Source organism: Flavobacterium sp. AC105 (genome assembly GCF_979258495.1).
The window spans coordinates 297436-313653 of record NZ_OZ409860.1 but is presented as its reverse complement, the minus strand read 5'-3'; the positions used below and the strand labels follow the sequence as shown (position 1 = coordinate 313653).

The window sequence follows — 16218 nt, the reverse complement described above, 5'->3', positions numbered from 1 at the left end:
AAAAACTGCTAATCCTTCAACAAGAACAATACCAAACTTTATTTGATTTCGACCAAAACCGGGCAGTGATCTGAGTGAACAGCATCCGGAAGAATAACGGCACGTTTTAATCTATGCTGCAAAGAATCGCTAACGAGATTGTAATCGATACGCCAGCCTTTGTTATTGCCTCGGGCTCCGGCGCGGTAGCTCCACCATGAATAATGATGCGGGTCTTTGTTGAAATGACGGAAACTGTCGACGAAACCAGATTTCATAAATCCGTCAAGCCAGGCGCGTTCCTGCGGTAAAAATCCTGAAACGGTTTTGTTGCGAACCGGATCATGAATATCAATTGCTTCGTGGCAAATATTGTAATCGCCACAAATAATTAAATTAGGAATCGATAGTTTTAGTTCGTTAATGTAGGTTTGAAAGTCATCCATAAACATAAATTTATGATCCAGTCTTTCGATATTTGTTCCTGACGGAAGATATAAACTCATTACAGAACAATCATCAAAATCAGCACGAAGGTTACGTCCTTCAAAATCCATGTGGTGAATTCCGGTTCCGTAAACCACATTGTTTGGTTTTATTTTTGATAAAATTGCCACTCCGCTGTAGCCTTTTTTTGTTGCAGGATAATAATACTGATACGGATAACCCGCGTCACTAATGGCATCAACCGGAATTTGCTCTTGTGTCGCTTTTATCTCCTGAAGACAAATAACATCAGGATTTGCATTTCGCAGCCACTCGATAAACCCTTTGGTTATCGCAGCTCTAATTCCGTTTACATTATAAGAAATAATTTTCATTACAGTTTTTTTTTAAGGAATCCAAATGTAATAAAAAAGTGGAAAGTTTGTGATTGAATCTACGAAAAGTAGAGTTTTTTGTTATCTTTGTTCGCTGCTCTAATAAATTAAAAATAGTACATGGGTTTAGTTACCGCGAAAGAAGTTGCAAAAGCAATAAATGTTGATAAGTACGGAGTTCTTGGTACTTTTTCAGGCTGGATTCTTATGAAGGTTCTTAAGATATCGACCCTTAATAAAATTTACGATCATAATAAACATTTAGAAGACCTTGCGTTTTTGAACGGAGTATTAGACGAACTGCAAATTAAGTTTGAAATTCCAGAAGAAGATTTAAAACGTTTGCCTAAAGATGGCGCTTATATTACGATTTCAAATCATCCGCTTGGAGGAATTGACGGTATTTTGCTTTTGAAATTAATGCTTGAAAGAGAACCAAATTTCAAAATCATCGCCAACTTTTTATTACACCGAATTGTTCCGCTTAAAAAATACATCATGCCTGTTAATCCTTTTGAAAATCATAAGGATGCAAAATCAAGCGTGGTGGGAATCAAAGAAACTTTGCGCCATTTAAGTGACGGGAAACCATTAGGAATTTTCCCTGCCGGGGAAGTTTCGACTTATAAAGACGGGAAATTAGTAGTTGACAAACCTTGGGAAGAAGGCGCTTTAAAGCTAATCAGAAAAGCGAAAGTTCCGGTTGTCCCGATTTATTTTCACGCTAAAAACAGCAAATTATTCTACTGGCTTTCTAAAATTGATGATACGTTGCGTACGGCAAAATTACCATCTGAACTGCTTACGCAGAAAGACCGTGTGATTAAAGTTCGTATTGGTAAACCGATTTCCGTAAACGAACAAAACGAAATTGAATCGTTTGAAGATTACTCAGAATTTTTAAGAAAAAAAACATACATGCTGGCTAATCCTTTTGAAAAGGACAGCAAACTGATAGACACAGCAAGTTTAAAAATACCTAAAGCACCTAAAAAAATCGCAACTCCGGCAAACGAATCAAAAATGATTGCTGAAGTTGATGCTTTGAGAGGCAGCGATTGCCGTTTGTTGCAAAGTAAAAACTACGAAGTATTTTTTGCGAGAGCGAAATCTATACCGAATATCCTGCATGAAATTGGTCGTTTACGCGAAATTACTTTCCGTGAAGTTGGCGAAGGAACCAATGAATCTATTGACTTAGACAAATTCGACCAATATTATCACCATATGTTTTTATGGGATGAGGAAACCAAAAAAATTGCCGGTGCTTATCGTATGGGATTGGGTTCTGAAATTTATCCGAAATACGGAATTGAAGGTTTCTATTTGAATGATCTTTTTAGATTTGAACCTGAATTGCACGATATGATGCATAAATCGATCGAGATGGGCCGTGCTTTTATCATCAAAGAATATCAGCAAAAACCAATGCCCTTATTCTTGTTATGGAAAGGTATTATTCATACAACATTGCGTTATCCGGAACATAAATATTTATTGGGCGGCGTAAGTATCAGTAATCAGTTCTCAGACTTCTCTAAATCATTGATGATTGAGTTCATGAAGTCGAATTATTACGATCCGTATATTGCACAATACATTCACCCGAAAAAAGCGTATAAAGTTAAACTGAAAGATGCTGATAAAGATTTCATCTTCGACGAAGCCGAATCTGACTTAAATAAATTCGATAAAATCATTGATGAATTAGAACCGGGAAATTTACGTTTGCCTGTTTTAATTAAAAAGTACATCAAGCAAAATGCACGTGTTGTTGCTTTTAATGTTGATCCTTTGTTCAACAACGCTATAGATGGTTTAATGTACATCAGAATCGCTGATATTCCTGAAAGCACTATGAAACCTGTTATCGAAGAATTTCAAATAGAATTAGAGCGCAAATTATCTGAGAAAGAAGATTAATTGCAAATCGATATATAAAAAATCCCATCTGCCGCGGCAGATGGGATTTTTTATGTTTTAAAACCAGCCTTTTTTACCAACTTGATACGTTTGATAAAAGTCTTCATCGGTTTTTGTCAGGTAAATAATTCCTTCTATTATACCGATTAAATACCCTATTCCGAATACTACATTAAGAAGAATTTGAATAATACCTTCTTTTGTGTATCCTAAATAAAATTTATGAATTCCTAAAGCGCCTAATAAAATTGCCAGGATTCCAGCAACGATCTTTTTATTCTCTTCACGGTGAACCGGAGGATTATTCCATGCTTCTGCTTTTGTATTTTCCATTTTTATAGTGTTATTAGTTAATATTTCTTTGAAAAAAATTTAAACGTTTAAAACCAAATGGACTGATGCAAGATATCATCAAACGAGTTGTTTTTGACAAAAAGAACCAATCTTATAAAATGATAAAAAGCCAAAAAAACGGCCAAATTATAAGCCAATTTTCTGTTATATAAAAGGCTTGTAAAATATTCTTTTTTAGTTATAATTTCTGTTATCAATACAATAATCGTAAGCCAGCAAAACACAACAACAAAAGGCCCTAAAATATGATAACTAAGTGATTTGTAAATATCTCCCTGATAAAAATACACTAATGATTTTGTAATACCACAACCGGGACAAGGAAAACCTGTAACCATTTTGAAAGGACAAAATGACTGATCAGATTCTAAATGGTTATTGTGATTATCAAGCATTAAAAAAAACGGAACTACCAGTATAATTGCTGCACCGATAATTCCGTAAATTTTACGTTTTATTCTGTTATTATTTGTATAATCTGTTGATATCACCTTGTACAATCATTGCTGCTGCAATAGGAAAAAAGAATCCTAAAACAATTAATAAAGTTGACTGATCTTTTTGAAGTTCGCCCGTTTTCTCGTAAACTTTTGGCAATGCTTCTTTACCAGCCAAATAATAAAAATAAATATTTACCGGCATACAACATCCTGCAAAAATTGCAATTGGCTGTGAGATCACTTCTCTTTCTGCAACGGCATTAAAAACTTCAGATACTTTAATATTCCAATAAATTAAATACAGCCCGCAGGTTAAAAACCCAAAAAGAAGTACCATTATAGGATCTACCTTAAATACTGGAATTGGCTCATTAAAGTTATTAGATGTTTCTTGTAAATTATTTTCCATTTATTAGTTAAAATTAATTGGTTAATTCCTACTCTTGGGATTTTCGGTTACTCCTTTTTAAAAATTTTGTTAAAATTTCGAAACAATATTAAAAAAAAATAAACTTAAAAACTAATTCTGAATGTTACATTTACAGAAAACCCCTGTTATTAAAAATAGAACTTATTTAACAAAAAATCAGAACCCACTAATTATTAATATCAATTACCTGTTTGAATAAATGGCTTTGATTTTATCCACAATAACCTGCGCCAAACGTTCATGACTTTCAAATGTCCAGCCGGCAATATGCGGAGTCAGCAAAACATTTTTGGCTTGTAATAAATATTGAAAAGCTTCGGGAGTATTTTTATCCTGAAAAAGGGTTTCAAAAGATAACTTCTCATACTCCAAAACATCTAATCCTACTCCCAGAACCTTTTTTTCTTTCATAGCTTCAACCAAATCTGCCGTGATGATATTTTTACCGCGTGAAGTATTTATGATCCAAAATGGCTTCGAAAATGCGTTTATAAAATCAGCATTGACCATTTTATCCGTTTCCGGAGTCCACGGAAGATGTAAACTCAAAACATCAGCTTTTTGCTGCAATTCTTTTAATGAAACTTGTTTGGCATTTTCATCACCAATATTTTCCAGAATATCATGGAATAAAACCTCAACTTCAAAACCGCGAAGTTTTTTAGCAAAGGCTTTCCCCATGTTTCCGTAGCCGATAATTCCAACCGTTTTCCCGTCCAGTTCATGACCGCGATTGCTCTCGCAATTCCAATGCCCGGCTTTTATTTCGGCGTCAGCCTGATTCAGATTATTAAAAAGTGATAAAATTACACCGAGAGAATGTTCTGCAACAGCGTTGCGATTACCTTCCGGAGCGGCAATTAAGTGAATCTTTTTTGCTTCGGCATACTCACAATCGATACTTTCTAAACCCGCGCCAACTCTAGCAATAAACTGTAAATTGGGGGCTTTGTCCAAAAAGGTTTTGTCAATTTTAAATCGGCTTCTGATTACGATTCCGTTATAATCCTGAATTTTAGATTCGATTTCTTCTTTCGAAGATTTAAAGTCGGCGTGATTTTCAAAACCTGCTTCTTCCATTTGTGACCAAAGAATAGGATGATTGCTGTCGATATGTAGAATTTTAATGCTCATGAATAAGATTTTGTAATATTAAGAAAAACAAAAATACAGCTTATTTTATTTTAATCTCGCAAAGTCGCGAAGTCGCAAAGAAAATGACTGAGATAACTAAACTTTGCGACTTCACGACTTTGCGGGAAACAAAACATATTGCGACCCGATAACTGGCATTGAAATTTTTTATTGGCCATATTTTTTTTAACTTTGAATACAACAGCGTTTTAGAATTCTAACAACATTCCTTTTTTCTAAAGCAGCATAATTCTCCAAAATGAAATTAACCAAAACTTTTACAGCTTTTTTTGAAAATGAAAAATCCGGAGGGTTGCTCTTGCTTTTTGTCACTGTTGTATCGCTTATTCTCGCCAACACTTCTTTTCAAACGGAATATATTGCTTTTTGGGAAAAAGACTTTAACGGACATTCGATCACACATTGGATTAATGACGGTTTAATGACGATTTTCTTTTTATTGATAGGATTGGAACTGGAACGCGAAATTTATCACGGTGAATTATCCAACATAAAAAAAGCCTCATTGCCTATTATGGCCGCTTTTGGCGGAATGCTGGTTCCTGCCGGAATATTTTTGTCTTTAAATTACGGAACCGCCACTCAAAACGGAGCCGGAATACCAATGGCGACAGATATTGCTTTTGCAATTGGAATTTTATCGCTTTTAGGAAATAAAGTTCCGTCATCATTAAAAGTATTTTTAACGGCATTGGCTGTTATTGACGATTTGGGCGCTATAATCGTAATTGCTGTTTTTTACACGACGTCGATTGCTTTTGTAAATCTTGCGATTGCTTTGGGAATTTGGGGTTTTTTATTTATTTTAAACCGAATGAAAATTCACAATCTGATTCCGTATTTAATTGGCGGAATTGCGATGTGGTATTTTATGCTGAATTCCGGCGTTCACGCTACAATAACCGGAGTTATATTGGCATTTGTGATCCCGTTTGGAAATGGCGACGAAAAATCCTCTTCTTATAAATTACAGCATTTCTTACACAAGCCTGTAGCATTTTTTATACTTCCGTTGTTTGCGATTGCGAATACTTGCATTGCAATCGAATCCGATTGGCATGCGGGATTAAGTCATCCCAATACATTTGGAATTGTTTTAGGATTAGTCGTTGGAAAACCAATTGGAATATTACTTTTTTCTTCTCTTGGTGTAAGTGCAGGTTTATGCGCTTTGCCAAAAAACTTAAAATGGGCTCATATTCTGGGCGCCGGAATGTTGGGAGGAATTGGTTTTACGATGTCAATTTTCATTACTATCTTGGCTTTTAAAGATCCTGAAACCATTGTTTTTTCTAAAATCGCGATTCTGATTGCTTCCGTACTTTCGGGAATTTTTGGTTTCATTTATTTGAAGTATATTTTAAAAAAGAAAAACAAATTGAAAAAATATGAAATCAATTCTTAAATTTAGTTTTACAATTTTCATTATAATAATAATTTCGGCTTGTAATGATAAAAAGCCTGAACCAATTGTTACAAAAAACACTTCTGATTCTATTGTTCCTCAAAAAAACAAAACTGAAGAATCATTAGAAGGTATTTATGAAACCCAATCTGACCCGAACTATTCTGATAAATGTGAAATGTCTGTTGAAATAACTAAAACAAAAGATGGTTATGCTTATCATTTAAAAACCTCATCAAGAAAAGTAAATGGCAAAGCTACTTTTTCGACCAATGAATCAGGCGAAAAATATCTTGTTTTAGAAGGAATCAAATGGGATGAATATGAAGGTGATATCAGCAACGAAGAAGAAAGTGATTCAATTTCTGAATCAAAACCTGAACCTGCATCACTGGAAATTCCTGTTGGAATTGATGCCAGTTATGTAAAAGACACCTTAACTATCCAGAATTATGGCAATTCGATGAATTCTTATACTAAGATTTCAGAATGTGGAAGGAAATATATTCAACTTATAAAAAAGTAAAATCCAATTTTTGAAGTTCCAAATTACAATTATCCGCAAATATGAATAAAATTAGACGCATATTACTTTATTCAATAACCCTTATTATCATACTTGTTGGTATAATATTTTATCAAATAAAAACATATGAGCCTGCAACTTATTTAATTTGCTCCTCAAATCCTGTTTTCTTTTGCGGAACATCAAATCCTGAATTAACAGAAAACCAATATAAAGGAAAAGAAATTTTTAATTCTAATTGTGCAGCTTGCCACAAACTAGACGCCAGAAGTACTGGGCCAGCACTTCGCAACATAGATTCGCTTGTCATTACAAAATGGATGATTGGAAAAAACCACAAAATTGACAGTACTAAAATTGATAAACTAGGAATAGATTATCACAGATCGATGTTTAAAGATTTTGTAAATGAAGAAAATCTTGCATTACTAGTAGATTATTGTTCCAGAACACGTTATTAAATTCCAATTATCCGCAAACTTGTCATTTCGACGTAAGGAGAAATCACACTAGAAACTCCTCAATCAAAATCGTTAATCTTTGTCGAGCTACGAGTGTGATTTCTCCTTACGTCGAAATGACAAATTAAAAAAGCACAAAAAAAATCCCAAATTCCCCACTTATCAAGTTTGGAATTTGGAATTTTTATATTGAAATTTAAAAAATCTTAACCTTTAATCTGTTTCAAAGAAGTTTTGATTCCTTTGATTAATGACGAACTGAAACCATTATGTTCCATTTCGTTCAAACCAACAATTGTACAACCCTAAGGCGTTGTTACACGGTCGATTAATTGTTCCGGATGTACTTTTTCTTCTAATAACATTTTTGCGGCTCCTTTTACGGTTTGCGCTGCAATTGCCAAAGCAGTTTGCGAGTCGAATCCAATCTCGATTCCGGCTTGCATAGAAGCACGAATATATCTTAAGGCATATGCAGTTCCGCAAGCGCCAAGAACTGTCGCTGCATCCATTAATTTTTCGTCAATAACCGGAGCTGTTCCTAAATCCTGAAATAAGTCAACAATTGGCAAAGCTTTTTCTCTGTCCTTTTCAGGGAAAGAAATACAGGTTGCTGATTCGCCAAACTGTGCCGCGATGTTTGGCATAATTCTGATTACCGGATATTCGTTGTTTGTTTTTTCCTGAAGCATATCAAGAGACAATCCGCTTACGGCAGAAGCTATGGTTTTCCCTTTTATTGCAGGCAAAATTTCAGCAAAAACCGTGTCAACCTGATAGGGTTTTATCGTTAAGATCACGACATCAGCTTCCTGGATATTATGTTTATTATCTGATGAAACCGTAATTCCGTATTCTGATAAATATTGAATACTGGCTGTATTTCTTCTTGTTACTGTGACCTGATGGCTTTTCGAGAATTTCGCAATTCCCAAGGCTATAGAAACCCCAAGGTTTCCGCCTCCTATTATGTGTACTTTCATTCTGGTTGGTTGTTTGTTGGGTTATTTTTGGTTGGTTAATAGCATTTTTGTTGGTTCTTTGTTTAAGCGGTTAACCATTTAAAAAAGAACGATTTTTTATATTCCTAAGATCAGATTGGCAATTCCGAAATAAATCATAATACCAAAAACGTCGTTTGTTGTTGTGATAAAAGGTCCTGTTGCAATTGCGGGATCTATGTTATTTTTATGAAGGAAAAGCGGCACTAAAGTTCCTAAAGTTGCTGCAAATAAGATAACAACAACAATAGAAATAGAAATCGCCATCCCAACTTGTAATTGTCCGTACATAAACGAGTGATAACCCAAAACCAGTAATGCGATTATAGTTCCTGAGATCATGGCAACCGAGATTTCTTTGCTAAAATAATTTCGGCTGAATTCCTTCAAAGTTCCGTTTGCCAAACCTTGCACCACGATTGCTGATGCCTGAACGCCAATATTTCCGGCTGTAGCCGAAAGCAACGGCATGAAGATAATCAGTGTGTAGAATTTTTGAGAAGTTGCTTCGTTTCCTTTGATCACATAAGATGCGATAAGCTCAATAAACATCCCGATTAACAGCCACGGCAAACGCGCTTTTGTATGTTCGTAAATACTGTCATTAGATTCTACGTCTTGTGTAATACCCGCGGCCAATTGGTAATCCTTATCGGCTTCGTCCTTGATTACATCAAGAATATCATCAATGGTAATTCTACCCACTAAACGACCTAATTCATCGACAACCGGAATCGCCTCTAAATCGTATTTCTGCATGATTCGCGCTACCTCAACGTCTTCTGTATCGACGTTTACGAAGTTTAATTTTCGGATATAAATATCTCCAATTTGGGTTTTGGTTGATGTTGTCAACAAATCCTTCAATGATAATCTTCCTTTTAATCGGTTTTCATCATCGACCACATAAATCGAATGTACTCTGGAAACGTTTTCTGCCTGAATACGCATTTCTTTCACGCAAGTAAGAACATTCCAGTTTTCATTGACTTTTACTAACTCTTTTCCCATCAAACCACCAGCCGAATTTTCGTCGTAACGCAACAAATCGACAATGTCTTTTGCGTGTTCAACGTCAATTAATTCAGAGATTACTTCGGCTTTAATTTCCTGCGAAAGTTCGGCAATAATATCTGCCGCGTCATTGGTTTCCAGCTCATCAAGCTCTTCAGCAATTTCTTTAGGCGAAAGTCGGCTTAAGATATTTTCACGCAGATCATCTTCTAATTCCAGAAGGATCTCAGCGGTTTTATCACTATCTAAAACCTTAAAAATGTAGGTTGCTTCGTCGAAATCCAGTTCATCCAGGATTTCGGCAATATCGGCATGGTGCAGATCGTTAAGTAAAACTTCAAGTTCTTTGTCGTTTTTGTTAACAATATGCTCTTCTAACTGGTGTAATAATTCTTTACTAACTTTGAACTCCATCGGCTTCTATTTTTTGAGTCAAAACAATAAATTCGTCTACGCTAAGCTGCTCCGGACGTTTATCAAAGATAGTGTCTAATCGCAAATCATCTGATAAATTTAATGTTTTCAAACTGTTACGTAATGTTTTTCGTCTTTGCTGAAAAGCCGTTTTCACAACAGTAAAGAACAACCTTTCACCACACGGAAGACTATAATCTTCCTTTCGGGTCATTTTCATCACACCCGACTTGACCTTGGGCGGAGGAATAAAAACATTTTCGTCTACAGTAAACAAATACTCTGTATCATAGAAAGCCTGAGCTAATACGGATAAGATTCCGTAAGCCTTTGAGCCTTTTTTCTCGCAGATTCGTTCTGCCACTTCCTTTTGAAACATCCCCGAAAATTCCGGAATCTGATGTTTGAATTCTAAAGTTCTGAAAACAATCTGTGTCGAAATATTATAAGGGAAATTTCCAATAATAGCGAATTGTTTATCCTTGTAAACCTCGCTAATATTGTATTTCAGGAAATCCTGAGAGATAATTTTATCTTTTAATTTTGGATAATTTTCACCCAAATACGCCACAGATTCCCCATCAATCTCTATCACGTGTGTATTTATTGGTTTATCAAGCAAATATTTAGTCAACACACCCATCCCCGGTCCTATTTCTAAAACCTCATCGTATCCTTTTAAGCTTAAAGTATCTGCGATTGCTTTTGCGATGCTTTCGTCTTTCAGGAAGTGCTGTCCTAAATGTTTTTTGGCTTTTACTTTTTCCATTGTATATTTTTAGATTCTTAGATTGTTAGACTTCTTAGATTGTTAGATTTTCAGTAGTCTAAAAATCTAAGAAGTCTAATGATCTAAAATCTCTTTTAATGTTCCGAAACCACTTCCAACTCTGTTCTAAAAGAAAGCATTTTATCTGCAAATAAACTCAAAGCTTCCTGATGAAATTTTGGTTCATCTTCTATATAATATCGATCTAAAGTTTCCTTATTATCGGTAACATATTGAACAGAATAGGTGATTCCGCCCATTTCTTCTTCAACCAGAACTTTTACAATTCGTGCTGATGAAAACTTGTTTGTCGCCAGAATTTCCGGGATGTGTTTTTCCTGCATCCATTTTAACCATTGGTCGTGAACGCTTTCGTGTATATTGGTGGTAACGTTGTAAATAATCATCTTTCTCTAGATTTTAGACTTCTTAGACACTAGACTACTTAGATTTCAGAAAATTCTAAAGATCTAAGTAGTCTAACAATCTAAAAATCTATTTTTTATAAATTCTTGTCTCCTCTTAACTCGCGGTATTTTTTTCTGGCATCAACAAAGTAAATACTATCCTGATGGTTAAAAATCACCTTCTCATATAAAGGTTTTGCCTTTTCTACATCTTTCAATTCATCGTTGTAAATTTCTGCCGAAAAAAACAGCGCTTCATCTACATAAATTCCGTCGCTATGATTGTCGATAATCTGCTGGTATTGGCTTAAAGCCGAAGTAAAATCCTTCTGACTTTCATAAATCTTACCTAAACGCAACAATGTTACAGCTTCGATTTCCTGTCCTTTAAAGTTCTTCAAAATACTCTGAAACTGAGCAATTGCTTCTGGTTTTTTATTCTGATACATCAAAAAATCACCTTTTGCGAATTGTTTTAATGCCGTTTGTGTCGAATCTGCAACCGTATTATCATTAATCAGTAAAAAATATTCAAGAGCGTCATTGGCAATCAATTGTGTGTTTGCGGCTTTCAACTCTTTAAATTGTTTTAAAGCCCATTCAAAATCGCCTTTGTAATAACTTGTTTTCGCAGCTTTTAAACTCGCTTCGTGCGCCATGACATCATTCTTTAAATCCAATTGAATTTGAGAATAATAAATCAGCGCCTGATTGTATTTTTCCTGTAAAAGCAAAATATCTGCCAATTCCATTTTTGCATCTGCCTGCTGATAATCATTTAAATTAAGCTCTAACGCTTTTTTTATAATGATTATTCCTTCTTCCGGCTTTTTTAAATCAAAAGCAACAAAATGCGCCTGAATTATTTGCAAAGATAAGGTAAAAGGAGTTATTTCATAGGTTGTAAGCAATTGTTGTAACTCTGTATTGATAAGCGGATAATCTTTTTCCTGTGCTTTCTTAATTTTAATTTCCATTAAAAAGGTATTCGTCTGAACCAATAAACTCAAATCTTTGGTGTTTAAAAGAATGAAATTCAGGATTTCCTCGGCTGTATCGTTGTCATCTTCATTCAGTGCAAACTGACTTAAATTGACAATACTTGAAAGTGATTCCGGGTCTCGTTTGTAAATCGCTTTTTCCTGAATAAACGCTTTTCCGAATTCTTTTTGCTGTACATAAAACCAACTTAAATAATGATTCCAGAACGGATCCTGTTCTTTTTGCGTTTTCAGGATCAAAGCTTTACGCATCGCATCTTTAAAAGCAGTATTATCGGTTTCGCCGTTCATGAAACGGGATAATTGCGTCTGGATTAAATTAGCATTTTGAGGGTTCTGATAGGATTCTGTCAATAGAATATCAATCATCATATCAGTCTTTCCTAATTGTCCGTACAACATTCCAATCTGGAAATTAAAATTGTAATTAGACTGAACCTGCATCGCCGTTTGATATGATTTTAGGGCATATTCGAGCAATACTTTTTTCTCAAAAGAACTTCCAATTCCGTACACATCGTTTGGACTCACTTTTATTCTTTCGATAGCCTGATCGTAGTAATTTTTGGCTTTGGATTCATTTTTTTGCAATTGAAAATTATATCCTAATTCCACCAAAAATACACCTTGTTTGTACCTGTTATAACGTTCCTGAATTGCTTTTTCGGCAGTAGAATATTGCTGCAATTGCTGATAACAATCTACGGTTCTTAAAAAATACTGGGTATTGGATGGCGCGCTGTTTAAAAGCTCTTCGTAACTGATTTTTGCTTTTTCAAAATCGCCTTTGTCGTAGTAATATTGAGCTAATTGCTCATTTTGAGATATTGCAAAAGTAGACCACAACAAAACGATATAGATAAAGATGTTTTTCATATTTCAGTTTTTTTTATGTGGTTCTCGGTAAATAGTTTTCAGTCGCAGTTTACAGTCAAAGTTTGACTGAAAACTGAGACTGCGACTGAATACCAGATTAGTTTATAATATCAAATCCGCAGTAAGGGCGTAAAACTTCTGGAATTACGATTCCTTCCGGCGTTTGGTAATTTTCTAAAATTCCGGCCAAAACTCTTGGCAAAGCCAATGAACTTCCGTTAAGGGTGTGAGCCAATTGGTTTTTTCCGTCTTTGTCCTTGAAACGCAATTTCAAACGATTTGCCTGAAAAGTTTCAAAATTAGAAACTGAACTAATCTCTAACCAACGATCCTGCGCTGTTGAAAAGACTTCAAAATCATACGTCAAAGCCGATGTGAATCCCATATCGCCTCCGCATAAGCGTAAAACTCGGTATGGCAATTTCAATTCCTTCAAAATATCTTTTACATGCTCGACCATTCCATCAAGCGCTTCATAAGAATTATCCGGATGTTCAACACGTACGATTTCTACTTTATCAAATTGGTGCAAACGGTTAAGTCCGCGAACGTGTGCTCCGTAAGAACCCGCTTCACGACGGAAACATGGCGTATAAGCCGTATATAAAACAGGTAATTCAGTTTCGCTTAATAAAACGTCACGGAATAAATTCGTAACCGGAACCTCAGCAGTTGGAATCAAATATAAATCATCAATTGTTGAATGATACATTTGTCCTTCTTTATCCGGTAATTGTCCTGTTCCGTATCCTGAAGCTTCGTTTACCAAATGCGGCACCTGAACTTCATTATATCCTGCAGCGGTGTTTTTATCTAAAAAATAATTGATTAAGGCACGTTGCAAACGGGCACCTTTTCCTTTGTAAACCGGAAATCCTGCGCCTGTAATTTTTACCCCTAATTCAAAATCAATGATATCGTATTTCTTCACCAATTCCCAGTGTGGCTGTGCACCTTCATGCAAAACCGGAATATCGCCTTCTTCAAAAACATTCAAATTATCGTCTGGAGTTTTTCCTTCAGGAACAATATCAGCAGGCAAATTTGGTAAAGTGTATAATTTATGGGTTAATTCGGTTGCCAAAGCTTCTGCTTTTTCACCTAATTCTTTGCTTTTTTCTTTTAGTGAAACGGTTTTTTCTTTTAAGATTGCGGCTTTCGATTTCTCGCCCGCTTTCATTAATTCGCCTATATCTTTGGATAATTTATTAGATTCAGCTAAAGTATTGTCTAATTCTACTTGTGTTGCGCGACGGTTTTCGTCTAATTGCACCACTTCTTCTACAACGCTTTTAGCATCGATATTTCGTTTTGCTAAAGCCTTGATTACTTTCTCCTGATTCTCTCTAATAAATGCGATTTGTAACATAGCTTGGTTTTTATAACTATTGTATTTTATATAACGGAAGCAAATTTAAGGAAATGTTTGCTAAGAATAAGACAAAGTTTGAGAGGAAAAAGTTATTTAATGGTTATTCCGCAGAGATTCGCGAAGGTTTTGCAGCGATATGCAAAGTTTTTTGTATTTGGATTAACGCTGGATGAATTAAAATACAGATCCAGTATTATTTACGTTCAACTAATAATTCTTTTAATTCTGCGGTTTTCAAAAATGCAGCAAAACGTCCGGACAACAATAACATTTCTCTTTCTTCGGGCGTAATTCTCAATTTGGTTTCAACGTGAGAAGCGTATTCGTATAAAAGCAAAATTTGTCTGGCCGATAAATCGTTAAATTTATCTTTATTTAAGGTTGCTACAATTATTTCTCCGTCTTTATCTTTTTTAAATGCGTCTTCGCCAAATTTACTAATAAGTTCTTCTTTAAAGTTAACGTAAAGTCGGGTCCAATTGCTGGAATCATCATTGGTATTTTTTAATTCGGTTACCAAATCTTCATACGGCTGATCTTTTTCTAATTTTAATAAATGATCCCGAATCGTAGTAAAACCAATAATCTGATAGTTTGAAACGGGAATTTTATAACGTTCAAAAGTATTTTCGACATCTTTATCAAAAGTCATATATCGGGTTTGAACGGTATATAAAGATGCGGTTTCAAACAACGAAATCAATCTGATTTTTGCATCGGTTACATACGGCGTTTTTTTTCCTTGTCCGAGGCAATCAATAAAAAGTGCTTTTTTGTTTTTATCATCCACTTTTGTGTCGTTATGAAGCAATTCGACCAAAGTTTTGTAACCCATATTATCTGAAGCACCACCATCGACAATACACAATATTTTATCCTGATTTTTGACGCCGAATTTCACTTTTGGAAGAACTCCTGGAAAAGCAGAACTCGCCGTTATGGCGTATGTAACAGGAAAATGATAGCCATCATTGATTTTATTTTCATTCAAAACCATATCTGCTTTATTGGGCGCCAAAGACGAATCGAGATTTAAACCGCGAATAATATGTGGCATAAATGGAATGCGTTCGCCGTTGTTAAAAGCGGTTCCGTTTGCGACAAACATGGGCAAAGAAGGCGTAGATTTGCTGTCTTTTGGAAGAAAAAAATCAGATAATAACATTTGAGTTCCAAATTTATTGGCGTTATCCGGATTCATTGCGTCATATTGCAAAATATCAGCATCTATTCGCTGCGTCATTGATATTTTGTCGCCTTTTTCGTTTCGGCTGTTATTTAAAAGTGATAAAATATTAGCCGATTTATCGACGTAATCTTTATAAGCATCGGCTTTTGAAAAGTAAAATTCGTTGAAACTGCAGTTATCATGAAACAATTTATTTTTGAGAATCGTTAAATAATATCCCGCCGAAAAACAGCCTCCGGAAACGGTAGAGAAATAATCAATTTCGTTTAAAAAATTGCGCTGACTGTTATTTTCCTTAATTTCTTCAAGTCCCAAAAGAACGCCCATACTAAAAAATTGCGCTCTGGATCCTCCGCCCGAAATTCCGATTCCAAGCGCGATATTCGGATTCTGAAACTTTTTGTCGCGTTCCTGAACCGACTTATAATCGGATAATGAAACCGCTGGAATCGAACTGTAATTAATCTCTGAAAAAAGATTGATTTTGTTTTGAGAAAATCCTATCTGAACAAAAAGAAAAAGAAATACATAATGGCATTTAGACCTCATTTTTAACCTTTTAAATCACTAAATGCGAAGTTACGAGAAACTTCACAAGCTTATGAACCAAATAATGAAATCTTTAACAATTGACTAACGCTTTATCCCGTCAATGAAAAATCTTGCGAAACGCTGTGAAAA

At 35.0% G+C, this 16218-nt stretch carries 15 protein-coding genes and 1 pseudogene; 4 read left to right on the top strand and 12 right to left on the bottom strand.

Annotated elements, in window-relative coordinates; all coding sequences use genetic code 11:
• Positions 1-38 precede the first annotated feature (38 nt).
• Entirely contained in the window at positions 39-800 is a 762-nt protein-coding gene (locus tag ACZ0AH_RS01340) for an exodeoxyribonuclease III (protein WP_463474099.1), read from the bottom strand.
• A 120-nt stretch (positions 801-920) separates the two neighbouring features.
• Between ACZ0AH_RS01340 and ACZ0AH_RS01335 the strand changes: the two genes are divergently transcribed.
• Positions 921-2723 (top strand): GNAT family N-acyltransferase, encoded by a 1803-nt coding sequence (locus ACZ0AH_RS01335; RefSeq protein WP_463474098.1) that lies wholly within the window; start codon positions 921-923, stop codon positions 2721-2723.
• Between the two features lie 57 nt (positions 2724-2780).
• Here ACZ0AH_RS01335 and ACZ0AH_RS01330 read toward each other — a convergent pair whose 3' ends face one another.
• The 4 genes from ACZ0AH_RS01330 to ACZ0AH_RS01315 all read right to left on the bottom strand — a co-directional run bounded on the left by ACZ0AH_RS01330 (position 2781) and on the right by ACZ0AH_RS01315 (position 5081).
• The gene (locus ACZ0AH_RS01330; protein WP_463474097.1) at positions 2781-3056 is read right to left on the bottom strand and encodes a TM2 domain-containing protein; all 276 of its coding nucleotides are present in this window, start codon (positions 3054-3056) and stop codon (positions 2781-2783) included.
• A 47-nt stretch (positions 3057-3103) separates the two neighbouring features.
• Entirely contained in the window at positions 3104-3568 is a 465-nt protein-coding gene (locus ACZ0AH_RS01325) for a DUF2752 domain-containing protein (RefSeq protein ID WP_463474096.1), read from the bottom strand.
• Positions 3543-3926, bottom strand: a complete 384-nt coding sequence (locus ACZ0AH_RS01320; protein WP_463474095.1) for a DUF4234 domain-containing protein — start codon at positions 3924-3926, stop codon at positions 3543-3545. Before ACZ0AH_RS01320 ends, ACZ0AH_RS01325 begins: the two co-directional genes overlap by 26 nt.
• A 204-nt stretch (positions 3927-4130) precedes the next feature.
• Positions 4131-5081, bottom strand: coding sequence for a 2-hydroxyacid dehydrogenase (locus ACZ0AH_RS01315; RefSeq protein WP_463474094.1), 951 nt, complete (start codon positions 5079-5081; stop codon positions 4131-4133).
• Positions 5082-5340: 259 nt separating this feature from the next.
• Between ACZ0AH_RS01315 and nhaA the strand changes: the two genes are divergently transcribed.
• From nhaA to ACZ0AH_RS01300, 3 genes are read left to right on the top strand one after another with little or no spacing between them, the layout of a single operon-like run.
• Entirely contained in the window at positions 5341-6507 is a 1167-nt protein-coding gene (gene nhaA / locus ACZ0AH_RS01310) for a Na+/H+ antiporter NhaA (protein ID WP_463474093.1), read from the top strand.
• Positions 6491-7033 (top strand): hypothetical protein, encoded by a 543-nt coding sequence (locus tag ACZ0AH_RS01305; protein ID WP_463474092.1) that lies wholly within the window; start codon positions 6491-6493, stop codon positions 7031-7033. The genes nhaA and ACZ0AH_RS01305 overlap by 17 nt, the downstream gene beginning before the upstream one ends.
• A gap of 41 nt (positions 7034-7074) precedes the next feature.
• Positions 7075-7494 (top strand): c-type cytochrome, encoded by a 420-nt coding sequence (locus tag ACZ0AH_RS01300; protein ID WP_463474091.1) that lies wholly within the window; start codon positions 7075-7077, stop codon positions 7492-7494.
• 206 nt (positions 7495-7700) lie between these two features.
• Here the strand turns inward: ACZ0AH_RS01300 and proC are convergent.
• The 7 genes and pseudogenes from proC to ACZ0AH_RS01265 form a co-directional block, all read right to left on the bottom strand.
• Positions 7701-8477: pseudogene (gene proC / locus ACZ0AH_RS01295) on the bottom strand (pyrroline-5-carboxylate reductase).
• A gap of 96 nt (positions 8478-8573) precedes the next feature.
• Positions 8574-9923 carry a magnesium transporter gene (gene mgtE / locus ACZ0AH_RS01290; RefSeq protein ID WP_463474090.1) on the bottom strand — a complete coding sequence of 450 codons (1350 nt, stop codon included), beginning with the start codon at positions 9921-9923 and terminating at the stop codon, positions 8574-8576.
• Complete coding sequence (rsmA, locus tag ACZ0AH_RS01285) at positions 9907-10692, bottom strand: 16S rRNA (adenine(1518)-N(6)/adenine(1519)-N(6))-dimethyltransferase RsmA (protein WP_463474089.1); 786 nt, start codon at positions 10690-10692, stop codon at positions 9907-9909. The genes mgtE and rsmA overlap by 17 nt, the downstream gene beginning before the upstream one ends.
• 95 nt (positions 10693-10787) lie before the next feature.
• Entirely contained in the window at positions 10788-11099 is a 312-nt protein-coding gene (locus tag ACZ0AH_RS01280) for a DUF4286 family protein (protein ID WP_463474088.1), read from the bottom strand.
• Between the two features lie 95 nt (positions 11100-11194).
• On the bottom strand, positions 11195-12976 hold the full coding sequence (locus ACZ0AH_RS01275) for a tetratricopeptide repeat protein (protein WP_463474087.1): 1782 nt from the start codon (positions 12974-12976) through the stop codon (positions 11195-11197).
• 97 nt (positions 12977-13073) lie between these two features.
• On the bottom strand, positions 13074-14345 hold the full coding sequence (serS, locus tag ACZ0AH_RS01270) for a serine--tRNA ligase (protein WP_463474086.1): 1272 nt from the start codon (positions 14343-14345) through the stop codon (positions 13074-13076).
• 196 nt (positions 14346-14541) lie between these two features.
• Positions 14542-16086 carry a patatin-like phospholipase family protein gene (locus tag ACZ0AH_RS01265; protein WP_463474085.1) on the bottom strand — a complete coding sequence of 515 codons (1545 nt, stop codon included), beginning with the start codon at positions 16084-16086 and terminating at the stop codon, positions 14542-14544.
• Between the last annotated feature and the right edge of the window lie 132 nt (positions 16087-16218).